The sequence below is a fragment of the Pseudomonas mucoides genome (assembly GCF_015461845.1).
In the GTDB taxonomy this organism is placed as follows: domain Bacteria; phylum Pseudomonadota; class Gammaproteobacteria; order Pseudomonadales; family Pseudomonadaceae; genus Aquipseudomonas; species Aquipseudomonas mucoides.
Genome location: NZ_JACOPW010000001.1, coordinates 477356 through 498381 on the forward strand (window position 1 = coordinate 477356; position 21026 = coordinate 498381).

The following is a 21026-nucleotide window of genomic DNA, read 5'->3' on the forward strand; positions in this document are numbered from 1 at the left end:
AGAGGACGTCAGGATGAGGATCGACCGACTTTCAGATCACTGAGCAAGGAAGCCGGGATTGATACCTGAATGGAACCCGGAGGGACTTATCCCTCCCATCAATGAACAAAACCCTGCCGGGATGGATCGATCTCCCTATGAGGTTGATCTCTTGGCCTTCATAGAACGCTTCGCGATCAGTCAGGATCGATGTCAAATTCTGCATGGCTATCTCTCGCATCGCTCTGAGCTGCACAGGATGGGCATGGCTGAAGGATTCCAATGGCTGAACGGTAGTTTTGCAGAAAACATTGAGCTGATTGATCAGCGCGCGCCCAGAGATATCGATGTCGTTACCTTCACTTTTGCAGGTGATGAGTTCTATGACGCTCTGCAACCCGGTCAACTAAGATTGTTAGGCGCAACACGGGAGGCTCAGACCTTCTTGAAACAGCAGTACAGCGTTGATTTTTATATTCAGTCACTTCGTGATGCCCCTGAACGCTTAGTAGAAATGACCTCGTACTGGTACAGCATGTGGGCTCATCGCCGATCAAAACAATGGAAAGGATTTCTACGGGTTGACCTTGATCCTCGCGAGGATCGAGCGGCACTGGCCATGCTGACAGCTCGTAAACTGGAGCTAGCACATGAATAGAAACGAATACCTGCACACGTCGGCAGAGCTCCTCTTTCTGGAGAAGCAGCTAGCCAAACCTGGGCTCAGCAAGCTACCCGCAATGTCCATTCGCTCTCGAATTGCGCAAGCGAAATCAGCGCTTGAAGCGAATAGTCAGAACACGCACCAACCTGCGAAGGTCGTCATTACCTATCGTGGCGCCCCCGTTTTAGGTACTCAGGGGGTATTGGCCGAATTTGGTACGGCAGCAACGCAAGCGTTCAGTGAAGCTATTGCTACCATTGCGGCGTCAATCTCCGGAACTCTTGCCGATAAAGGCCCTATTCCAAATCGGTCAAACAATCAGTTACTCATAACGGGAACGGCGCTCGGCTCTTTTGGCTTCGAACTGGATGAAGTCCCTTCTGCGGCGCAAGCGGAAATGGAAGGGATCTCTTTGGTTTCACAAGCCATCGACCTTATGACCGAGTTGCTCGAAGCCACGACGAAGAGTGATGAAGAACTCTCCGAACCGGTGTCGAGATTGGCCGATAGAGCCCTGTCGAGCGTCGCAGATTTTCTGGGGAAGCTGTCCAGCTACGACGCTTCTTGTTCTCTGACCACTCCCACCCGTCAATTTCAGTTCACAGACAGTGAACAGGTCCGCAAAAGCAAGACTCGGCTAAGCCTGGATAACATCCAGGAAACGACAGAGACGTTCACGGGTGAGTTTATTGGAGCGCTCCCGGATAAGCGGGCATTCGAATTTCGGACCATCGACGGTTTGGTTATTTACGGAGGTATCCCAAGAGCGATCCCCAATCCGAATGAGGTGAACGCGAATCTCTATAAAACCTACGACATAACATTAAGCGCCAAGCGAATCGGCTCCAGCAAACCTCGCTATATCCTTCAGCGCTTTCCTTGGAATGACTGATACACCAGAACAGTCGACTTTACTCCACATCCACCTGAAACCGCGCCCGATACCGCCCCGGGCTCTCCCCCGTCCATTTCTTGAACGCTCGATGAAACGCGCTCGGTTCCTGAAAGCCCAGCCGTTCAGCGATGTCGCTGATGCTCGCCTTGCTCTGGCGTAATTGTTCAAACGCCACGCCGCGCCGTACTTCGTCCTTGATCTCCTGATACGAGCAGCCTTCGCGCTCGAGTTTGCGGCGGAAAGTGCTGGGGCTCAGGTGTTGTTCGAGGGCGAAATCCTGCAGGGTCGGCCATTCGCTGTAGTCGCTGTTGCGCAGGCGCTGGTGGACTTGCGAGGCCAGGCCGTGTTGGTTGCGGAAACGGATCACCAGCCATTGCGGGGCCGTGCGCAGGAATACTTTGAGTGAGGCCAGGTCTTGCACCACCGGCAGGCGCAGGTAGTGGCTGGCGAATTCGATTTCGGTGCGCTCGGCGCCGAAGGTCAGGTTGGGGCCCCACAGCAGGCGGTCGTCACTGAGGGACACGCGCTCATGGCGGAAGTCCGCGCGGTCGATGGGAATGCGTCGTCCGCCGAGCCAGCACAGCAGGCTGATCATCAGCACCAGGAACGTCTCTTCGCCGAAACGGCTGACGTCGTCGTTTTGCGCGTGGGTGTCGAGGCTGATGATTGCGCGCTTGCCGCGCACGCTCAGGGTGCCGCGGAAGTCGCGCAGGAACAGGCCGAAATTGGCCAGGCACTGGCGCATGGCTTTGTGCAGGTCGGGTTCTTGAATCAAGGCGCGGCAGATCAAGGCGAAGCTGCCCGGCGGCATGCCGTGGGAGTCGAGCCGGAAAAACTCGTCGTTCAACTCGCGGATCTGAATCAGCCACAGCTCGGCGAACGCGCTGGCCGGCACCCGCGCCGTGGGATCAGCCATCAACGCCGGGTCGATACCGGCCTGTTCCAGCACAGCCGTCAGGCGCTGCGAATCTCCTCCCAGAGCGTGGATCATGGCCTGCACGAAATAAACGGCAACCGAGTCGTTTTCCCGCATGTGAACGTTTCGCTCCCTGACACTTGAATGGCAAAAAACACCAGCAGCGTTGAACAGTTGCGGCATAGGACAACTGAACGGCCGGTTCTAGACTCGCGGCCAATAGTACGCCTTCGACCGTTGTGACGGCCAAGGTATCGCAAGGTATGAGTGGAAGGACGGCAAGATGAATCTGCAAAACATCGGCGTGATCGGCGCGGGCACCATGGGCAACGGGATTGCGCAGGTCTGTGCGCTGGCCGGCTTCACCGTGACCCTGATCGACATCTCCGAAAGCGCCCTGCAAAAAGCGCTGGCCACCGTCAGCAAAAACCTCGATCGCCAGGTCGCCAAGGCAACGCTGACCGAGGAACAGAAGCACGTCGCCCTCGACAGGATTCGCACCAGCACCCAATACGACAGCCTGAAAAACGCGCAACTGGTGATCGAAGCGGCCACCGAAAACCTTGACCTGAAACTGCGCGTGCTGCAACAAATCGCCGCGCAGGTCAGTGCCGAGTGCGTGATTGCCTCCAACACCTCGTCGCTGTCGATTACCCAACTCGCCGCCAGCGTCAGCCAGCCTGAGCGTTTCATCGGCCTGCACTTCTTCAACCCGGTGCCGGTGATGGGCCTGATTGAAGTGATTCGCGGCCTGCAAACCAGCGACGCCACCCATGCCCTGGCCCTGGACATGGCGACCACCTTGGGCAAAACCGCGATCACCGCCGGCAACCGCCCGGGTTTCGTGGTCAACCGGATTCTGGTGCCGATGATCAACGAAGCCATTCTGGTGTTCCAGGAAGGACTGGCCAGTGCCGAAGACATCGACGCGGGCATGCGCCTGGGCTGCAACCAGCCGATCGGCCCGCTGGCCCTGGCCGACCTGATCGGCCTGGATACCTTGCTGGCCATCATGGAAGCCTTCTACGACGGCTTCAACGACAGCAAATACCGCCCGGCTCCGCTGCTCAAGGAAATGGTCGCCGCCGGTTATCTGGGTCGTAAAACAGGACGTGGCTTCCATGCCTATGCCTGAGCGTTGCTCGCGCTTTGCCGAGTACCGGGACAAAGTGCTGGAGTTGTTTGCCAGCAAGGGTTTCGGTCAGGTCGGCATGCGTGAGCTGGCGACGTGCCTGGGGCTTTCCGCGGGCTCGTTGTATCACCATTACCCGAGCAAGCAGCACTTGCTGCTCGACCTGATCGAGGAGTTCTACGAAGAGCTGCTGGCGACCCTGGATCGCCTCGATCAAAAGGGCCCGGCGAAACGCGACAAGCTGCAAAACCTGATCCGTGCGCATTTGAATCTGCACCGGGAAATGCCGTGGCATTTTCGTCTGGCGGAACGCGACAGCGGTTGCCTCAATGACGAGCAACAGGCGCGCGTCCGGCAATTGCGCGAGCAATACGAACACCGCCTGCTGCTGATGCTCGGCACCAAACCGCGGGTCGGTGAACAGGCGAGACGCGCCACAGCACACGCCATCGCCAATTTGCTCAACAGCGCCCCCAGTTGGTTGATGCAACATCCGCTGAACGACCATGAGCGCGATGAACTGCTGGAAAACATGGTGAGCGGGGCCATTGAGCGTCTACTGCGGCCTTCGGCGCCACGCGCGGTGGCGTGAGCACCTGATGCAAGGTCAGGTGCACGCGTGTCCAGGCGATAAAACACCCCGCTTCAATAGAAAAATCATCTAAACGAATTTTGCCAAACCCTCCCTCTAACGCTTTGCTAATGGCGTCCAATTACTGTGGGCCGGGGGTCGATCAGCCACGCCCGGCCTCCTTCGTTACCGGGAGCACACCATGAAAATCAACCCCTACCTGATCTTCAACGGCGACTGCAAAGCGGCGTTCACTTTCTATGAGAAAAGTTTGCCCGGCAAGATCGAAGCCATGATGACCTTCGGTGAAACCCCGGCCGGCGAGCACGTGCCGACAGACCTTCATAACCTGATCATTCACACCCGCCTGGTGGTGGGCGATCAGGCGATCATGGGGTCTGACACCACACCGGATCGTCCCGTCGATGACATGGCCGGTTTTTCGGTGTCGCTGAATGTCGACAGCATCGCTGAAGCGGAACGGGTCTTTAATGCCTTGTCGGAAGACGGCACCGTGCAAATGCCGCTGGAACAGACGTTTTGGGCGGCGCGTTTCGGCATGCTGGTGGACCGGTTCGGCGTGTCGTGGATGGTCAACTGCGAGAAGGATCAGTAACACGCTTTGGCCTCCGGCCTGAAAAAGCCCAACCTGCGAACGTTGGGCTTTCTGGCAACTCCCGGACCGTCTGCTACCGTCAACAAGCCACCCGCGTGGCAACGGATTGTTCGGAGGACACCCGCTATGCCTGCCCATGCCCCTTGGTCCACCCGCTGCAAAATGTCGCTGCTGGCGGGAGGGCTCGCCGCCGCCCTGCTCGCGCTCAATGGCTGCGCCACCGTCGATGCCCAGACCACAGCCTATGTGGGTGTCGAACATCCGGCCCCAACACTGGCCAGTGAAGTGGTGGTGTTGCGCACCGAGCCCCTTCGCCCGCATGTTCGGTTGGGTGAAGTGCTGATCGATGCCAGCGTCGACCCAGCCCCGCCGATTACACAGGTTGAAGAAAAGCTGCGGGAGGAATCCGCCAAGCTTGGCGGCGATGCCGTGGTCGTGGTTTACGACCATATCGGGACCGTCGGCGCGTATGTCAGCGGGCCGCTGTGGAGCCGCGACATCGAAACGATTCAGGGCCGCAAGCTCAAAGGCATCGTGATCAAGTACAAGTAATCGCTCGGTGAGTGGAAGTGTTCAGCCCTTGACGCACACCACCTGGCGCAAGGTGTGCAGCACTTCCACCAGTTCGCGCTGGGCGTGCATCACGTCGTCGATGTTTTTGTAGGCCATCGGGATTTCATCGATCACCGCCGCATCCTTGCGACATTCCACGTGGGCGGTGGCGCGAACCTGATCCTGGACGGTGAACAGACTTTTCGCCTTGGTGCGGCTCATGGTGCGGCCGGCGCCGTGGCTGCAGGAGCAGAACGACTGCTCATTGCCGAGCCCGCGAACGATAAAACTTTTCGCGCCCATCGACCCCGGAATGATCCCCAACTCGCCCTTCTTCGCCGACACCGCACCTTTGCGGGTGACCAGGATGTCCTCGCCGAAGTGCCGCTCTTTTTGCACGTAGTTGTGGTGACAGTTCACCGCTTCCAGCGCCGCCTCGAAGGGTTTCCTGATCACTTGCCGGGTCGCTTGAATCACCGATTGCATCATCAGCGCACGGTTCTGTCTGGCAAAATCCTGCGCCCAACCCACGGCTTCGACGTAATCGTCAAAGTGCCGACTGCCTTCCTTGAAATAGGCCAGGTCACGGTCCGGCAAGTTGGCGAGGTGCTGTCGCATGTCGGCCTGGGCCAGTTGGATGAACAGGTTTCCGATGGCATTGCCGACCCCGCGAGAACCACTGTGCAGCATGAACCAGACCCGGTCGGTCTCATCCAGGCACACTTCAATAAAGTGGTTACCGCTGCCCAACGTGCCCAAATGCCCACGGTTGTTGGTGTGGGCGAGTTTCGGGTACTTATCGGTGATTGCCTTGAACCGTGAAGCCAGCGCCGACCAGGCATGATCGGCCTGTTTCGGAACACTGTCCCAGGCGCCTTTGTCCCGGACGCCACGTCCCAGCGTGCGGCCATGGGGCACCGCTCTCTCGATGGCGCTGCGCAAACCGTGCAGGTTGTCGGGCAAATCCGCAGCGGTCAGCGTGGTGCAGGCGGCGATCATGCCGCAGCCTATATCGACGCCGACGGCCGCCGGGATGATCGCGCCCACGGTCGGAATCACGCTGCCGATGGTCGAGCCCTTGCCCAGGTGCACGTCAGGCATCACCGCCAGATGCTTGAAGATGAACGGCATCTTCGCGGTGTTGATCAGTTGCTGCCGGGCTTCGTTTTCGACCGGGACGCCTTCGGTCCAGAGCTTGATCGGCTTGCCGTTGGCGACGTCCAGCCGTTGGTAGGTCGGGGTTTGCATAATGTTCGAGCGTGTCTCAACTGCCTGCACCGCCATGTGCTTCCTCAAAGAAATAGTCTTTCCAGCTGTCTGCCTTGTTTTTCAGCACCCCTAACGTCTGCAATTGCTCGGCATAGATATAGGTTCGCTGTGGCACCACGGTGAAATCGATTTCCGGGTCGGCGACGATTTTCTCAACCAATGGCAAGGATAGTTTCGATTGCTCCACGCGGATATAGGTCTGGGCCGCTGCGGGCTTGTCAGCCTTGATAATCTGCTCTGCCTCGGCCAGCGCTGCGTAAAACGCTTTGTAGGTTTTCGGGTTTTCGTCGTGGAATTTTTCGGTGGTGTACAACACGTTGAACGTGGCCTGGCCACCCAATACGTCGTAGGAACTCAGCACCTTGTGCACGTTGGGACTTTGCAGTTCCTGGTACTGGAACGGCGGGCTGGAGAAGTGTGAGTTGATCTCTGAACCGCCGGCGATCAGCGCCGACGTTGCATCGGGGTGGGCCAGACTGATCGAGATATCGTCAAACTTCTTGAAATTGTCCACGCCAAACTGTTTGGCCGTTTCGATCTGCAAGGTGCGCGACTGGAAACCTACCCCCGCCGCCGGCACCGCGATTCGGTCCTTTTCGGTGAAATCCTTGAGGCTTTTCACATTCGGATTATTGGTCAGCAGGTAATTGGGCATCGACCCCAGCGAGGCAATGGCCTTGACGTTTTGCTTGCCCTTGGTCCGGTCCCAGATCGTCAGCATCGGCGGCACGCCGGCCGACACCACATCCAGCGCCCCGGCCAGCAGCGCTTCGTTCATGGCGGTGGCCCCGGAGATGCTGTTCCAGTCGACCTTGATGTCGAGGCCCTGCTCCTTGCCGTGTTTTTCGATGAGCTGCTGGTCGCGCACCACATCCAGAATCAGGTAACCGATACCAAATTGCTGGGCAATGCTGATTTTGCCTTCGGCCTGAACCACCGGGCTGAGTAATGCACTCAGCGCCACCACGGAAGTGGCGAACAGGGTTAGTGCGGAGCGCTTGAAAGGTGTCGTCATGAAAACCTCGGGGGTGACTGGCCAATGCCGATAAATTAAGGAATGGCACAACCTACAAAGTATGTGTTGGCTGGGGGCTTCAGAGCTTGGCGATCGAGACTTCGGTGGATTTAACGAAGGCAATCACTTCGCTGCCCACTTTCAGTTCAAGGTCGCGCACCGAACGGGTGGTGATCACTGAGGTGACGATGCCGGAGGCGGTTTGCACGTCGATTTCGGACACCACTTCGCCTTGGACGATTTCCTTGATGACGCCCTTGAACTGGTTCCGGACGTTAATCGCTTTGATGGTCATGATGAGGCTTCCTGTCTGATGTCGGGCCAATACGCACAAAATGTGCAGGCCTCCAACGTGCACCCATCAGGCAAGCAACAAAAGGAATATATAATTATCTATTTATTCTTTTTGGATATAACAAAACCCACTCTCGCTCCCTGCTTTCAGGCGAAACAGACGACCCTGGCCACTAGATTGCCACCCCTCTTGATTTCACTCAAAATTGACAGCTAACGCTTCGATAATGGACTCCATGAAGCGCCCTTCCCTATTTCAACCTCTCTCGATGGGCAACAACGCCCGTCGACGAAATCACTCAAGGATTTACATGGAAACCGCACTGCCACCGAAGAAAATCTCCGGTCTTATCACGCGCATCATGGGCGGCATCAGTGCACTGCTGGCTGCTATGTGGGGGTTAATCACCTATGTGTTTCCAGACCCTACCGTGTTCGGGCTGAGCTTTCTGAACTGGAAAAACGTGATCCTGTTCATGAGCGCCTTTGTTTTTCTGTCGGTCATTTTCCTGGGCTGGTATGCCAGCCGCCTCCCGCAGATGCTCAAAGGTGCAATGCTGGTGATCCTCTCGGCGGGCCTGGCGGTGATTTTTTTCGCATTGGGTGGTGAATACGCAAAACCGAGTTTCGACTTCGCCCGTAACCAGCAGAAATTCATCGAGAATGGCGGTGCCAATATGTTGGGCAAACGCATCGAGGTGATTGACGGTGTGCGCATCGAACTGTTGGGCTGCGAGAAAATCGGGCGTTCGCCCAACTGTGATTTCGAGCTGACGAATACCCGTCTGGACGGTGAATTTCACTTCAACTCCGACACAAGTCTGTTCGAAGAAACCGGTGGGGCGCTGAACATCGACAAGATGCAGGTAGGCTCTTCAAAGTTCATGAACCGCGAAACCTTCCCGGTTGTGCGCGGCGTACCCACGCGGGTGAGATTGGCGTTTGAGCAAGGACGCGGTGATCTACAAAATTCCCCTGCACTCAAGCTGAGCCTGCGGACCAATCACGGCGATGACAGCGTCGTGAAATTCAACGACGTCGAGATCAAGTAAGCGACGTTACAGAGCATTCGCGACACCGTATGCGCAGTCGAAAGGCGCATACGGTCATTTAAACCGCTGCAACTTTCATAAACTCTCCGACGACACGCCCAGAAACTTTCTTGTCCTTTCAACCATTCGTCGCTTGGTAAATCGTGTCGCGCAATGCACGAGACGCTCTGGCGCAGGGATTGCAAAGGCCGGTCGTAGCCGCCCGGAAACGACGTAAATCTGACGCGACGACAATCCACTCAACATTTAAGGACCCCAGCGAAACGCCTGGTGAGTCACCGGAGATTTAACGTGTCAACCCTCAGTGAAATCGCAGCGAACCACGCGAGAATGGTTAAATTACAGGCACAAGAGTCGTCCGGATTGAGTGAGCGGCACGTTCAAATTGTGGGGTGCTTCGAAGTGCCCGTCATGGAAGAACAACAGCACATCCCCTTGCACTTGATCGCTGGTGTGCAGGACAACCACCTCGCCCAGGCTGCGGGTTACTTGCTCTGAGTGAGCTTTTGCACCAAGGAGTGGCACCCACCGGTGGGTGACCCCTCCTTGCGCATGTGCTTTGCGGCGAGTCGCTATTGCGAAAGCATCGATCGTTGCGATGATCGTTCCTTCGCTCTGCGTGGGAACGCCTCAAGGGACGCTCCGCGTTCCAGCCATACTGCCGGTGTCAAGCCGGGCACCCGTTTGACGCAGAGCGTCATGGGCTGCATGCCCACGCAGAGCGTGGGAACGATTATTCAGCGGCGCTAATCCGAAGCCTGCGCCCGCAATCGCCGCCCCACTACATCCAGCACATCACAGCCATCGCGCAATGGGATGGCGCACAGCAGCGCAAAGTCGCTGAGGATGAAGGATTCGCACTCGACTGAACCGCGCATCGACATGTTTTCCAGTACCTGGGTGACGGCGCGAATCCGGTAGTTGGCAGCTTCGTATAAAACATCGAGCGGCGCGTGGGTGTCGACGAACAGCGTGGGCATGTCGGTGCAGTTGCTGGTGAGGGCCATGAAGCGGCTTTTGGGGTGGGGAATGGGTTTTTCGTAGGGTGGATCGGGGTGAAGTGTTTTCATCGATTTGAGTCCTAACGTATGGATTGAAGCCGCCAGACATCACTTCCACGCAAATAGGTGGCGGCTGTACGCAGGTGTGGAAGACCGGGACGTTAGGCACCCGGCGCACTCGAAAGCGCCCCGCGCACAGCCACCAAAAAACACAGACGATAAAAAACGCCGAACTGGTGGCGCTTGATGCGCCTAACGATAGAAGGGCTTCCACGCCCTGTCACTGAATTTGCAGCGACAGGAGAAAGACTATCGACGATGGGAACCTATCCACACCCGTTCATGGAAGCCGTTAGGTGTAACGGCTTGCAATCAAAAACGGCCGTGCTCGCAATCAAAGCATTGTTTCAATTCAATTCAATTTCGATTGATGAAGCCCATTGGCTCACATTAGTTGCGAGCAAGCTTTTGTTCATTCATGCCCGCGTGCATCGCATTATCAGAGACTCACATTATCTTCAACTGATCGGTATTCGCTAATCAAACAGACGGTAGGTTTGTGGTTCTGTGTGCTTTCAGCTGTACAGCAAAAAACACTAAGCACAAGGCGTTTTATGGCAAAACATACTGAACAACTGTTAGATTTGACAATAACCATCATCCGAAAACCAAGATACACTTATCTCTAGAGCATTAAATCCCCGAATAGCGATTGTCGTGTTTAGTTGACCAGCAGATTAGGGTTAAACCCCTTGTACAGCATGTACCTTTTGCCAAAAAAATGCACGCATTGAAAAATATTAATCAGGCACTTTTAACATCCGCAAAACCAACAAGGAAATCATCATGCAAAACCTCACAACCCAAGATCTACTGCCATTTAATTTAGGCGAGAAAGAATATGCAATTGATATATTGAGTGTACAGGAGATACGTGAATACGAGCCTGTAACGCCAATCGCCAACGCTCCAGATTTTTTGAAAGGGGTCATCAATTTACGCGGCATCGTCGTGCCAATTGTAGATCTAAGAATCAAATTCTGCTTGGACAAGCCGACGTACGATCAATCTACGACAGTGATAATTTTGAAAGAAAATACACGCACCGTCGGAATAGTAGTAGATAGTGTCTCAGACGTGATAACTCTGCATCAGAACCAGGTATGTCCAGCTAATAACTTTGACCCTGATAATATTACCCCCTGCGTGGTTGGGGTGGGCAATCTAGATGAGCGTATGTTTATAATACTGGACACAAATGGACTTATGTCCAGCTCATAACTAATTTGAGTGTTAAAGGAGAAAGAATAAAGGGGACATTCAACAACCCTGTGGCGAGGACTTGTCGGACCGCCGCACCGTTCGGCTACGAAGCAGTCCCAAAATCCGGCAATGTGGTTTTATCAGGCATACCGCGGAGATTGGTTTGGCGGCGGCTGCGCAGCCGAACGAGGCGGTGCGACGGTCCGACAAGCCCCCTCGCCACAAAAGCAACTAGTCGCTATTGCGAAGGCATTGCCCGCAATCGCCGCCCCACTACATCCAGCACATCACAGCCATCGCGCAATGGGATGGCGCACAGCAGCGCAAAGTCGCTGAGGATGAAGGATTCGCACTCGACTGAACCGCGCATCGACATGTTTTCCAGTACCTGGGTGACGGCGCGAATCCGGTAGTTGGCAGCTTCGTATAAAACATCGAGCGGCGCGTGGGTGTCGACGAACAGCGTGGGCATGTCGGTGCAGTTGCTGGTGAGCGCCATGAAGCGGCTTTTGGGGTGGGGAATGGGTTTTTCGTAGGGTGGATCGGGGTGAAGGGTTTTCATTTTTTCAGACCTTGGGCGGATAAATTTAAGCTACCAACGGCCTTCCTACGGGCTTGGGTGGCAGCCGTACGCGGGAGTAGGAAACTGAGGATCCACCAAACTCAGCCACGCCGAAGCGTGTCCCGCGCACAGCCGCCGCGAACGATCTTACGGACACTAAGTAAGTGCCGCAATCACACGACAGCGCTGACGCGCGGTGAAAATCCAAGGGTTCCTACACCCTGCCACTGCATTTGCAGCGACAGCCAAAGACTATCCATGGATCTCACTTCGCACCAGTTCATCAAAGCCGCCACAACTTGAAGGAAACTTCCGACGACCTTGCCCAGAAATTTCGCCCTCGCGCAGCGTTTTGAGCGCGCGAGACTTTGCGGGAGATCAATCAGGAAAGCAGTCAGAGAAGTAGGAAAACGGCGTAGGCCAAATCCTTAAATAACACCCCACAATCAACAAGCAACCCCAAACGAAAACGTGGCGTGAGGTCTCCCCCACGCCACGTTCTTTTATCGACCCAACGAGCCGGACAACTGCTTCAACCGTCAGCCCGCCTCACTCTCCCGAATCAGCTTCTTGTTGATCTTCCCGACACTGGTCTTGGGAATCTCGGCCACGAACTTGAACTGCTTCGGAATCGCCCATTTGTTGATACGCCCACTCTCGACAAATGTCTGCAGGTGCGTCTCGAGGATTTGCTTGTCGAGGTACTGACCCGGCTCGCACACCACCATCGCCATGGGCCGTTCGCCCCACTGCTCATCGACGATGCCGACGACCGCGACAGACATCACCGCCGCGTGTTCGCTGATCAGGCTCTCCAGTTCCAGCGAGCTGATCCACTCGCCCCCGGTCTTGATCACATCCTTGATGCGGTCCTTGATTTCCACGCCGCCCATCGAGTCGATGGAAGCCATGTCGCCCGTGTGCATCCAGCCGTCGAGCCAGAGCTCGGCGCCCTTTGCCGGTTCTTTCAAATAACCCTGGGTCAGCCACGGTGCGCGGACCACGATTTCGCCGAGAGACTCACCGTCATGGACCACATCGTTGCCGCTGGCATCGACGATTTTCAGGTCAACCATGGGCACCGGGGTGCCGGTTTTGATGCGGGTTGCCAATTGGTCTTGCATGGGTTGCTTGAGCACGTCGTCACGCAGGTAACTCAGGCACAGCAACGGGCAGGTTTCCGACATGCCGTAACCGCTGTGCACCACCATGCCTTTGGCGCTGGCTTCGCTGGCGATACCGAGGGTCAGCGCACTGCCGCCGAGGAGCATTTTCCAGCCCTCGAAACGGGTTTGCTTCCCGGCCTCGCAGTTCAGGATCATTTGCAGAATGGTCGGCACACAATGGGAGAAGGTGACCTTCTCCTCACGATACAACCGGACCAGGCTGTTGGGTTCGTAGCGGCCCGGATAAACCTGCTTCAGCCCCATCAGCGTGGCGACATACGGCACGCCCCACGCATGCACGTGAAACATCGGCGTGATCGGCATGTACACGTCATCGGAACGCAGCAGCGGCTGGCCTTGATACACGCCCAGCGTGCCAACGGCATTCAGGGTGTGCAGGACCAGTTGGCGATGGGTGAAGTACACGCCTTTCGGGTCGCCGGTGGTGCCGGTGGTGTAGAACAGGGTCGCCACCGAGTTCTCGTCGAAATCGGGGAAGTCGTACTGGTCTGATGCCAGCGACAGCAAATGCTCATATTCACCCAGCACCGGCAACGAGGTGCTGGCGGCGCTGTCATCGGTGAGTTGGAGATAGCCTTTGACGGTGGTCAACCGATCCTGGACCTGCTCGAGCAACGGCAGGAAATCATCATGCACCAGCACCAGATCGTCTTCGGCGTGGTTCATGGTGAACAGCACCTGATCCGGCGACAGACGAATGTTCACCGTATGCAGCACCGCGCCGATCATCGGCACGGCGAAGAAGCATTCCAGGTAGCGATGGCTGTCCCAGTCCAGCAGTGCCACGGTGTCCCCGGCTTTCACGCCGGCGGCCGTCAAGGCGTTGGCCAGTTTGCGGATGCGTTTGTTGAGGGTCTGGTAGTCGTAGCGCAGTTTGTCGGCGTAGACGATTTCGCGACCCGGTTCGTAGCGCGCACCGGACAGCAATAATTGCTTGATCAGCAAGGGATAGGCGTAGGCGCCATCGGCGGGCGGGATTATTTTTGTCGCCATCATGTTTGGGTTCCTGGTCCTTATGTTATTGGCTCAGAGCCCCTCGATGCACTCAGTTGCAATCGACTCCCGACGCGGAGTCGGGAGTCGCGGGGGCCTGGCGATCAGAACTGCGCGGCGTCCAGCTCGTAGAGGCACTCGCTGCCGGCCTTGACCGATGCGCTCAATGAATGGATGCGTGGCAGCAGGCGGGCGAAGTAGAAGCGTGCGGTGGCCAGTTTGCTGACGTAGAAGTCGTCCTCGGCCTGCTTGCCGATGGCGGTCTTGGCCATCAGTGCCCACATGTAGGCGTAGGCGACGTAGCCGAAGGTTTGCAGGTACTCGACCGAGGCTGCGCCGATTTCATTCGGGTTGTTTTTCGCCCGGTCGAGCACCCACGCGGTCAATTCGTCGAGGACGTCCACGGCGGCGTTCAACGGCTTGCTGAACTCACTGAACTCGGCGTTGGCGTTGGCGGCGAAGTGGCGAACCTCGGAGGCGAACAAGCGGTAAAGCGCCCCGCCGCTGCCGACGATCTTGCGCCCGACCAGGTCCAGCGACTGGATGCCGTTGGTGCCTTCGTAAATCTGGGTGATGCGCACGTCACGCACCAACTGCTCCTGGCCCCACTCGCGGATGTAGCCGTGGCCGCCGAAAATCATCTGACCGTGCAATGTGGTTTCGAGGCCCATGTCGGTGAGAAACGCCTTGGCCACCGGGGTCAACAGCGAGACCAACTCCTGTGCACGACTGCGCGTGGTCGCGTCTTCACTGTACTTGGCCGCGTCCAGTTGCAGGGCCACGTAGCTGGAGAACGCACGGCCTCCTTCGTTCAAGGCTTTCATGGTCAACAACATGCGGCGCACGTCCGGGTGGACGATGATCGGGTCGGCGGCCTTGTCCTTGTTCTGCGCACCGGTTGGCGCACGGCTTTGCAGACGGTCACGGGCGTACTCGACAGCGTTCTGGTACGAGCGCTCGCCCAAGGACAGCCCTTGAATGCCGACGCCCAGACGCTCGTAGTTCATCATGGTGAACATCGCCGCCAGGCCCTTGTTCGGCGCGTCGACGATCCAGCCAGTGGCGCCGTCGAAGTTCATCACGCAGGTGGCGGAGGCCTTGATGCCCATCTTGTGCTCGATGGACCCGCAGGACAGCGCGTTGCGCTCGCCCAGGGAACCGTCGTCGTTGACCAGCACCTTGGGCACCAGGAACAGGGAAATACCTTTAGGACCGGCCGGTGCATCCGGCAGTCGGGCCAGTACCAGGTGAATGATGTTTTCGGTCAGGTCGTGCTCACCGCCGGTGATGAAAATTTTGCTGCCGCTGACTTTATAGCTGCCGTCGGCCTGAGGCTCGGCGCGGGTACGAATCAAGCCCAGGTCGGTGCCGGCGTGGGCTTCGGTCAGGCACATCGAACCGGTCCAGGTGCCGGCGTACATGTTCGGCAAATAACGCTGCTTGAGCTCTTCACTGGCGTGGGCATTGATCGACAGGCACGCGCCGGCCGTCAGCATCGGGTAGAGGCCGAAGGACAGGCCGGCCGAGTTGACCATCTCTTCGACCTGCGCCGAAATCGCCTTGGGCATGCCCATGCCGCCGAACTGCGGATCACCGCCCACGCCGACCCAACCGCCCTCGGCGAACGCCTGGTACGCGGCGACAAAACCGTCCGGCGCGATGACTTCGCCGTTGTTCCAGGTGCAGCCTTGTTCGTCGCCATTGCGGTTCAGCGGTGCGATCACTTCACCAGTGATCTTGCCGGCCTCTTCGAGGATCGCGGCAGCCGTCTCTTCATCAATCACCTCGGCCAGGCCAGGTAATGTCGCCCACAGGCTGGACACCTCAAAGACTTCATTGAGGACGAAGCGCATGTCGCGCAAGGGAGCTTTGTATTCGGACATAGTGACTTACTCAGGTGTGCTCAAGGCATGAGGAACAGGTGAAGTGTGCGAGGTGCCGGCTTCTTCGGCGGGCGCCAGCAGAGCGTCCTCGACAGGACGCGTTTCCAGGGACTTTTCGCGTAGCAGGAAGTACGACAGGGCCGGAATCAGGATCAGCGCGCCGAGCATGTTCCACAGGAACATGAAGGTCAGCAGGATGCCCATGTCGGCCTGGAATTTGATCGGCGACCAGACCCAGCACACCACGCCGGCGGCGAGAGTGATGCCGACCAGCCCGACCACCCGGCCGGTGAACGACACGGCGTTGCGGTACGACTGGGACAACGACAGACCCTGACGCTGGAAATGCAGCTGCACACTCAGCAGGTACAGCGCGTAGTCGACGCCGATGCCGACGCCCAACGCGATCACCGGCAAGGTCGCGACTTTCACGCCGATGCCCATCGCCACCATCAAGGCTTCGCAGAGGATCGAGGTCAGCACCAGCGGCAGCAGCGCCACCAGCGTCGCGCGCCAGCTGCGGAAGGTGATCAGGCAGAACAGCGTCACCGCCGCGTACACGTACAGCAGCATGGTGTGATTGGCCTCGCGCACCACGATGTTGGTCGCCGCTTCAATCCCGGCACTGCCGGCAGCGAGCAGGAACTGACGATCGTCGGTGCTGTTTTCCTTGGCGAACTTGTCGGCGATGGCGACCACTTCGTCCAGGGTTTCGGCCTTGTGGTCCTTGAGGAAGGCGATCACCGGCATCAGCGAGCAATTGTTGTTGAACAGCTCCGGCGAGTTGACCGAGGCCTGTTGCGCGGCGTAGTTGAGCACGTCCTGGTTGCGCTGGATGCTGTTGAGCTTGGGGTTGCCCTCGTAGGTGCCGGCGGTGATCTGGCGCACGGCGTTGACCAGCGAGGTGGTCGCACGCACGCCCGGGTTCTGTTGCAGCTCCCAGGCCAGACGGTCGGCCAATACCAGGGTCTTGTAGTTCAGGCAGCCTTCCGGTGCGGTCTTGATCATCACCGCGAACAGGTCGCTGGACAGTGCGTAATGCTGGGTGATGTAGGCGTTGTCACGGTTGTAGCGCGAGTCGGCACGCAGCTCCGGCGCCCCGCTTTCCAGGTCGCCGATTTTCAGGTGCAGGCTGACCATGAAGCCGCCGACGCCCATCAGCACCGCGACCAATACGGCGCCCGTGGCCCACTTGCGGGTGGTGAAACGGTCGAGCAAATCCCAGAGTCGGCCAAAGCCTTTGTGCTTTTCAGCGCGGGTGTCGATTTTCAGCGCGCGCTCGGCGGCTTTCGCACCGACGCCGACGTAGGACAGCGCCACCGGCATCAGCAGCAGCGAGGTGAAGATCAAGACGGCGACACCGATGCTGGCGGTGATCGCCAGGTCCTGGATCACCGGAATGTCGATCAGCATCAGCACGGCGAAACCCACGGCGTCGGCCAGCAGCGCGGTGACCCCGGCAATGAACAGACGGCGGAAGGTGTAGCGCGCGGCGATCAGTTTATGGGTGCCGCGGGCGATGTCCTGCATGATCCCGTTCATCTTCTGCGCGGCGTGGGACACGCCGATGGCGAAGATCAGGAACGGCACCAGCACCGAGTACGGGTCGATGGCGTAACCCAGCCAGGCGACGATGCCCAGCTGCCAGACCACCGCAATCAGCGAGCAGCCGACCACCAGCAAGGTGCTGCGTACGCAACGGGTGTAGGCGTAAATGATCACCAGCGACGTGATCACGGCCAGGCCGAAAAACATCATCACCTGAATCAGGCCGTCGATCAGGTCGCCCATCAATTTGGCGAAGCCGATCACCCGGACTTTGTAGTGACCTTTGCCTTCGACGCCGGACTTGCGCGCGGCGCTGTCACCGGCGTATTCGATCTTGTCGCGCAACTGCTCTTCGAGCATCTGCGAAAATTCGTGGTAGTTGATGCGCTTTCCGCCGGCGCCCGCCTTATCCAGCAGCGGCACAATCAGCATGCTGGATTTGAAGTCGCTGGCGACCAGGCTGCCGACGATCCCGGCACGGGAAATGTTCTGGCGCAGCTGCTCGATTTGTTCAGGCTTGCCCTGGTAAGTGTCGGGCATCACCGGGCCACCCTGGAAGCCTTCCTCGGTGACTTCGGTCCAGCGTACCGCCGGGCTCCACAGCGATTTCATCCAGGCGCGGTCAACGCCTTCGGTGAGGAACAGTTGGTCGTTGACCTGCTTGAGCACGTCCAGGTATTCAGGGTCGAAAATGTCGCCCTGGGTGTTTTCCACCACCACCCGCACCGAGTTACCGAGGCCGCGTAGGGACGCACGGTTTTCCAGGAAATTCTGGATGTACGGCTGGCTCTGCGGAATCATTTTTTCGAAGCTGGGGCGCAGCTCCAGACGGGTGACCGCCATGAAGCCCAGCACCACGGTGGCGAGCGCCATCAGCAGCATGAACAGAGGGCGGTAGTTGAAGACCAGGCGTTCCAGCAGGTTGCCGGAGCGACGGTCGAAATCGCGCACGTCGCGGATCACCGGCATGGCTTCTTGTTGTTTTATGTTGCCCATGTCTGGGTTCTCGCTTTAAGGGTTCGAGGTCTTAACGACGGACAGCGCCAGTGCGCCACGGCTGCCAGCCACGACCAACGAGCCGTCGGAGGCTTCGGTGGCGCCAGCTATCGGCGTCGGTACTGGCTGCTGAACCAGGTGCAGTTGCGCGCCAGAACCCTGGCTGACCAGCATCTGCCCACCCTGGGTGAACAAGCGGTAGTCGCCATGGTTATCGATCAGGCCGGCGGTGACGCTGATGTGCAGGCCGGTGTCCAGCGCGGTCCAGTTCTGGCCGCCATCGGTGCTGCGCAATACGTTGCCGCGCAAGCCGTAGACCAGCACTTCGCCGGGTTTGCCAAGCACGCCGAAAAAGCTGCCCTGATAAGGCGTTTGCACTTCAGCGAAACGCTGGCTGGCGTCGTCCCATTTGAGCAACAGACCCTGCTCGCCGGCGATGTACAACGCATCCCCCGTGGAGGCGATGGCATTCAGGTGAAAGCCTTGCGGGTTGTCGGTGCGGTCCTGAAACGGGGTCCAGGTCTGGCCGCCGTCTTCAGTGCGCAGGATCAGGTTGAACACGCCGACCGCGTAACCCAGTTTTTCATTGGCGAACCAGACGTCGAGCAAGGGTTTATCGGCGCCCTGCTCTACCAGCCGCTGCCCTTCGGCGGCCCAGTGTGACCATTGTTCGTTGTCCGGTTCGGCACTGGCCAACGCACCATAATGCTTGATCAGTAACTCACCGATCTGACGGCCGTCCAGCTGTTTGGTCCAGGTCGCGCCCGCATCGCTGCTGTGCAACACCACGCCGTCATTACCGACCGCCCAGCCTTCCCTGGCTGATGGAAAGTTCACCGCACTGAGATCGGCACTCACTGGCACGACAGCCTGCTGCCAGTGTTTACCGCTGTCATCGGAATAGAGAATGTGCCCACGCTGCCCGACGGCAACCAATCGGTCGCCCGCACGGGTCATGCCGGTCAACGGGCTGCTGACCGCCAGCGGACTGACTCTGGCGGGCAGGTCCAGCACATCGATGTAACCGGCCGCCTGGGTGACGCCCTGCGACATGACAAGCAGGGCGCCGAGCGTTAACTGCAGGTACTTTTTGTACGAACACATACCGCGTCCTCTTGGGAAAACCGCGTCTGGGACTGCAAGCGTGCAGCCCGACGTTGAAAACCGGCGCCGCGACGATCGGCGAGCACCGACCGTCGCCGGTCACACGGTTTGCGGGCCGTGGACCGATGAACGCCTTGTTGCGGTTTGCTTAGCGAATGCCGGCGCCCGCCAGGGACTCCGACGACCACTGCGCCTTGGAGAGCGGATCGATGTACTTGATGCCGCCGTAAGGGCCGACTACACCGTTGATGTTGTAGGAACCGCCCACCAGGTCGTAAATCATGAACGGCGTGGAGTCAGGCACCTGCTTGTCATAGCTCTGGCTGAGGAAGGCAAAGGAACCACGGTAGAGCTGACCACGGGCGTCATATTGGTCCGAGGCCAAAGCTGTCCAGCTGTCTTCGTCGAGGTAGAAGCGACGTTTGGCGTAGATGTGACGTGCACCGGCCTTGAGGGTGCCTTCGACGACCCACACGCGGTGTTTTTCCCAGCGCACATAATCGGATGCCAGGTGATTAGGCGTGGTGATCGACTTCGGATCCTGCACGTAGGTCAGCTTGTAGGTGTTGTACGGCACGATCATTTCTTGCTTGCCGACCAGCTTCCAGTCGTAGCGATCCAGCGCACCGTTGAACACGAACACATCATCGTAAGTACCGGCGCCGGCGGTGCCTGGGTTAGGCGTGTCGTAGGCCAGGTTCGGAGCCAGCTTCACGCGGCGCTGGCCAGGCAAGTACTGCCAGGCACGACGCGGTTGTTGCAGCGGGTTGGCGGCGTCCTTGAGCATCACCGCTTCGCCGGCACGACGCGCCGGGCCGGTGTATTGCAGCTTCATCTGGTAGTACACGTCGGCACTGCTGATCGGCTGCGCCAGGTTTTCGTAGATCGGATAAGAGATGAATGCCTGCCCGGTGGTCGCCAGGCTTGGAACGCCCGCGGAGTCAACGTTCCAGGAGTCGTACTTGGAGTTGATGCTCACACCCTGATAGCGCAACAGGAAGTTCCACATCGCCTCGTTACCCGATTGCGGAATCGGGAACGGTACGCCCGGCAGCACGTTGTCGATGGCCAGGCCACCTTCAAGGGACTTGGCGCCGGTGGCGTTTTTCACGCCGTTGTCGAGGATCGCCTTAGGCAGCGAAACGGTGCGGTGAGTCGGGTACACCTCGACTTTGAACGTCGGGAAACGCTTGGCCAGTTCCGCGGTGGTTGCGGTGAGCTGACCCTTGTACTGATCGACGTTTTTACCGTCGATAACCAGCAGCGGTTTTTCATTGGCAAACGGATCCGGGCGCATGCTGTCACCGGCCTTGAAGCTGGCGGGTGGCGTGGTCAGGCCGCCGTCATAGGCCGGGATGGAACCATCGGCATTCCCGGCTTTTTCAGCGCCGACGAGGGTCAGGCTGCTGCCCAGTTTGGCGGCATCCTGAGCAGATACGGCAGCGTGTGCCTGGGCGGCAACAACCATCGCCAGCGAGGCAGCCAACACGGTTTGTACAAATTTCATGTTGAGGTTCTCCTGCTTACGTCGAGT

General features: G+C 58.3%; 21 protein-coding genes. 10 read left to right on the forward strand and 11 right to left on the reverse strand.

Going from position 1 to position 21026, the window contains the following annotated elements:
* The first annotated feature begins 58 nt into the window (after nucleotides 1–58).
* Both H8F22_RS02275 and H8F22_RS02280 read left to right on the forward strand, forming a co-directional pair.
* Complete coding sequence (locus H8F22_RS02275) at nucleotides 59–637, forward strand: DUF6932 family protein (protein ID WP_194939723.1); 579 nt, start codon at nucleotides 59–61, stop codon at nucleotides 635–637.
* Entirely contained in the window at nucleotides 630–1535 is a 906-nt protein-coding gene (locus tag H8F22_RS02280; RefSeq protein WP_194939724.1) for a hypothetical protein, read from the forward strand. Before H8F22_RS02275 ends, H8F22_RS02280 begins: the two co-directional genes overlap by 8 nt.
* Before the next feature lie 19 nt (nucleotides 1536–1554).
* On the opposite strand, the gene H8F22_RS02285 is transcribed toward H8F22_RS02280, so the two are convergent.
* A complete protein-coding gene (locus tag H8F22_RS02285; RefSeq protein ID WP_194939725.1) occupies nucleotides 1555–2571 on the reverse strand; it encodes an AraC family transcriptional regulator in 1017 nt (338 codons plus the stop codon).
* 166 nt (nucleotides 2572–2737) lie between these two features.
* On the opposite strand from H8F22_RS02285, the gene H8F22_RS02290 reads away from it, so the two are divergent.
* From H8F22_RS02290 to H8F22_RS02305, 4 genes are all read left to right on the forward strand, one after another.
* Nucleotides 2738–3589, forward strand: a complete 852-nt coding sequence (locus H8F22_RS02290) for a 3-hydroxybutyryl-CoA dehydrogenase (protein WP_027921426.1) — start codon at nucleotides 2738–2740, stop codon at nucleotides 3587–3589.
* A complete protein-coding gene (locus H8F22_RS02295; RefSeq protein ID WP_027921427.1) occupies nucleotides 3576–4178 on the forward strand; it encodes a TetR/AcrR family transcriptional regulator in 603 nt (200 codons plus the stop codon). Before H8F22_RS02290 ends, H8F22_RS02295 begins: the two co-directional genes overlap by 14 nt.
* Nucleotides 4179–4359: 181 nt before the next feature.
* Complete coding sequence (locus H8F22_RS02300) at nucleotides 4360–4773, forward strand: VOC family protein (protein WP_027921428.1); 414 nt, start codon at nucleotides 4360–4362, stop codon at nucleotides 4771–4773.
* A gap of 126 nt (nucleotides 4774–4899) precedes the next feature.
* Nucleotides 4900–5325: a hypothetical protein gene (locus H8F22_RS02305; protein WP_027921429.1), complete on the forward strand. Its 426-nt coding sequence runs from the start codon at nucleotides 4900–4902 to the stop codon at nucleotides 5323–5325.
* Nucleotides 5326–5346: 21 nt separating this feature from the next.
* Here the strand turns inward: H8F22_RS02305 and H8F22_RS02310 are convergent, their stop codons facing one another.
* From H8F22_RS02310 to H8F22_RS02320, 3 genes are all read right to left on the reverse strand, one after another.
* Nucleotides 5347–6573: an RtcB family protein gene (locus tag H8F22_RS02310; protein ID WP_027921430.1), complete on the reverse strand. Its 1227-nt coding sequence runs from the start codon at nucleotides 6571–6573 to the stop codon at nucleotides 5347–5349.
* A gap of 16 nt (nucleotides 6574–6589) precedes the next feature.
* A complete protein-coding gene (locus H8F22_RS02315) occupies nucleotides 6590–7609 on the reverse strand; it encodes an ABC transporter substrate-binding protein (protein WP_027921431.1) in 1020 nt (339 codons plus the stop codon).
* A 79-nt stretch (nucleotides 7610–7688) separates the two neighbouring features.
* Nucleotides 7689–7904 carry a TOBE domain-containing protein gene (locus H8F22_RS02320; protein WP_027921432.1) on the reverse strand — a complete coding sequence of 72 codons (216 nt, stop codon included), beginning with the start codon at nucleotides 7902–7904 and terminating at the stop codon, nucleotides 7689–7691.
* 310 nt (nucleotides 7905–8214) lie between these two features.
* Between H8F22_RS02320 and H8F22_RS02325 the strand changes: the two genes are divergently transcribed.
* Together H8F22_RS02325 and H8F22_RS02330 are read left to right on the forward strand one after the other, a co-directional pair.
* Nucleotides 8215–8955, forward strand: a complete 741-nt coding sequence (locus H8F22_RS02325) for a hypothetical protein (RefSeq protein WP_027921433.1) — start codon at nucleotides 8215–8217, stop codon at nucleotides 8953–8955.
* Between the two features lie 291 nt (nucleotides 8956–9246).
* Complete coding sequence (locus H8F22_RS02330) at nucleotides 9247–9453, forward strand: hypothetical protein (RefSeq protein ID WP_194939726.1); 207 nt, start codon at nucleotides 9247–9249, stop codon at nucleotides 9451–9453.
* 248 nt (nucleotides 9454–9701) lie between these two features.
* Here the strand turns inward: H8F22_RS02330 and H8F22_RS02335 are convergent, their stop codons facing one another.
* Nucleotides 9702–10025 (reverse strand): hypothetical protein, encoded by a 324-nt coding sequence (locus H8F22_RS02335; RefSeq protein ID WP_027921435.1) that lies wholly within the window; start codon nucleotides 10023–10025, stop codon nucleotides 9702–9704.
* Nucleotides 10026–10202: 177 nt separating this feature from the next.
* Between H8F22_RS02335 and H8F22_RS02340 the strand changes: the two genes are divergently transcribed.
* A complete protein-coding gene (locus H8F22_RS02340) occupies nucleotides 10203–10496 on the forward strand; it encodes a hypothetical protein (protein WP_194939727.1) in 294 nt (97 codons plus the stop codon).
* Between the two features lie 306 nt (nucleotides 10497–10802).
* Nucleotides 10803–11237, forward strand: a complete 435-nt coding sequence (locus tag H8F22_RS02345) for a chemotaxis protein CheW (RefSeq protein WP_194939728.1) — start codon at nucleotides 10803–10805, stop codon at nucleotides 11235–11237.
* 220 nt (nucleotides 11238–11457) lie between these two features.
* Here H8F22_RS02345 and H8F22_RS02350 read toward each other — a convergent pair whose 3' ends face one another.
* The 6 genes from H8F22_RS02350 to H8F22_RS02375 all read right to left on the reverse strand — a co-directional run bounded on the left by H8F22_RS02350 (nucleotide 11458) and on the right by H8F22_RS02375 (nucleotide 20999).
* On the reverse strand, nucleotides 11458–11781 hold the full coding sequence (locus tag H8F22_RS02350) for a hypothetical protein (RefSeq protein WP_194939729.1): 324 nt from the start codon (nucleotides 11779–11781) through the stop codon (nucleotides 11458–11460).
* A 539-nt stretch (nucleotides 11782–12320) separates the two neighbouring features.
* Nucleotides 12321–13964: a fatty acid--CoA ligase gene (locus tag H8F22_RS02355; RefSeq protein ID WP_027921436.1), complete on the reverse strand. Its 1644-nt coding sequence runs from the start codon at nucleotides 13962–13964 to the stop codon at nucleotides 12321–12323.
* A 101-nt stretch (nucleotides 13965–14065) separates the two neighbouring features.
* On the reverse strand, nucleotides 14066–15844 hold the full coding sequence (locus H8F22_RS02360) for an acyl-CoA dehydrogenase C-terminal domain-containing protein (RefSeq protein WP_194939730.1): 1779 nt from the start codon (nucleotides 15842–15844) through the stop codon (nucleotides 14066–14068).
* 6 nt (nucleotides 15845–15850) lie between these two features.
* On the reverse strand, nucleotides 15851–18388 hold the full coding sequence (locus H8F22_RS02365; RefSeq protein ID WP_027921438.1) for an efflux RND transporter permease subunit: 2538 nt from the start codon (nucleotides 18386–18388) through the stop codon (nucleotides 15851–15853).
* A gap of 15 nt (nucleotides 18389–18403) precedes the next feature.
* Entirely contained in the window at nucleotides 18404–19492 is a 1089-nt protein-coding gene (locus H8F22_RS02370; RefSeq protein ID WP_194939731.1) for a WD40/YVTN/BNR-like repeat-containing protein, read from the reverse strand.
* A gap of 148 nt (nucleotides 19493–19640) precedes the next feature.
* The gene (locus H8F22_RS02375) at nucleotides 19641–20999 is read right to left on the reverse strand and encodes a DUF1329 domain-containing protein (RefSeq protein WP_059181159.1); all 1359 of its coding nucleotides are present in this window, start codon (nucleotides 20997–20999) and stop codon (nucleotides 19641–19643) included.
* Nucleotides 21000–21026: the final 27 nt, after the last annotated feature.

Coding starts and splice junctions, on each gene's coding strand:
- H8F22_RS02280 (WP_194939724.1), top strand. CDS start 630: ATGAATAGAAACGAATACCTGCACACGTCGGCAGAGCTCCTCTTTCTG.
- H8F22_RS02285 (WP_194939725.1), bottom strand. CDS start 2,571: ATGCGGGAAAACGACTCGGTTGCCGTTTATTTCGTGCAGGCCATGATC.
- H8F22_RS02290 (WP_027921426.1), top strand. CDS start 2,738: ATGAATCTGCAAAACATCGGCGTGATCGGCGCGGGCACCATGGGCAAC.
- H8F22_RS02295 (WP_027921427.1), top strand. CDS start 3,576: ATGCCTATGCCTGAGCGTTGCTCGCGCTTTGCCGAGTACCGGGACAAA.
- H8F22_RS02300 (WP_027921428.1), top strand. CDS start 4,360: ATGAAAATCAACCCCTACCTGATCTTCAACGGCGACTGCAAAGCGGCG.
- H8F22_RS02305 (WP_027921429.1), top strand. CDS start 4,900: ATGCCTGCCCATGCCCCTTGGTCCACCCGCTGCAAAATGTCGCTGCTG.
- H8F22_RS02310 (WP_027921430.1), bottom strand. CDS start 6,573: ATGCAAACCCCGACCTACCAACGGCTGGACGTCGCCAACGGCAAGCCG.
- H8F22_RS02315 (WP_027921431.1), bottom strand. CDS start 7,609: ATGACGACACCTTTCAAGCGCTCCGCACTAACCCTGTTCGCCACTTCC.
- H8F22_RS02320 (WP_027921432.1), bottom strand. CDS start 7,904: ATGACCATCAAAGCGATTAACGTCCGGAACCAGTTCAAGGGCGTCATC.
- H8F22_RS02325 (WP_027921433.1), top strand. CDS start 8,215: ATGGAAACCGCACTGCCACCGAAGAAAATCTCCGGTCTTATCACGCGC.
- H8F22_RS02335 (WP_027921435.1), bottom strand. CDS start 10,025: ATGAAAACACTTCACCCCGATCCACCCTACGAAAAACCCATTCCCCAC.
- H8F22_RS02340 (WP_194939727.1), top strand. CDS start 10,203: ATGCGCCTAACGATAGAAGGGCTTCCACGCCCTGTCACTGAATTTGCA.
- H8F22_RS02345 (WP_194939728.1), top strand. CDS start 10,803: ATGCAAAACCTCACAACCCAAGATCTACTGCCATTTAATTTAGGCGAG.
- H8F22_RS02350 (WP_194939729.1), bottom strand. CDS start 11,781: ATGAAAACCCTTCACCCCGATCCACCCTACGAAAAACCCATTCCCCAC.
- H8F22_RS02355 (WP_027921436.1), bottom strand. CDS start 13,964: ATGATGGCGACAAAAATAATCCCGCCCGCCGATGGCGCCTACGCCTAT.
- H8F22_RS02360 (WP_194939730.1), bottom strand. CDS start 15,844: ATGTCCGAATACAAAGCTCCCTTGCGCGACATGCGCTTCGTCCTCAAT.
- H8F22_RS02365 (WP_027921438.1), bottom strand. CDS start 18,388: ATGGGCAACATAAAACAACAAGAAGCCATGCCGGTGATCCGCGACGTG.
- H8F22_RS02370 (WP_194939731.1), bottom strand. CDS start 19,492: ATGTGTTCGTACAAAAAGTACCTGCAGTTAACGCTCGGCGCCCTGCTT.
- H8F22_RS02375 (WP_059181159.1), bottom strand. CDS start 20,999: ATGAAATTTGTACAAACCGTGTTGGCTGCCTCGCTGGCGATGGTTGTT.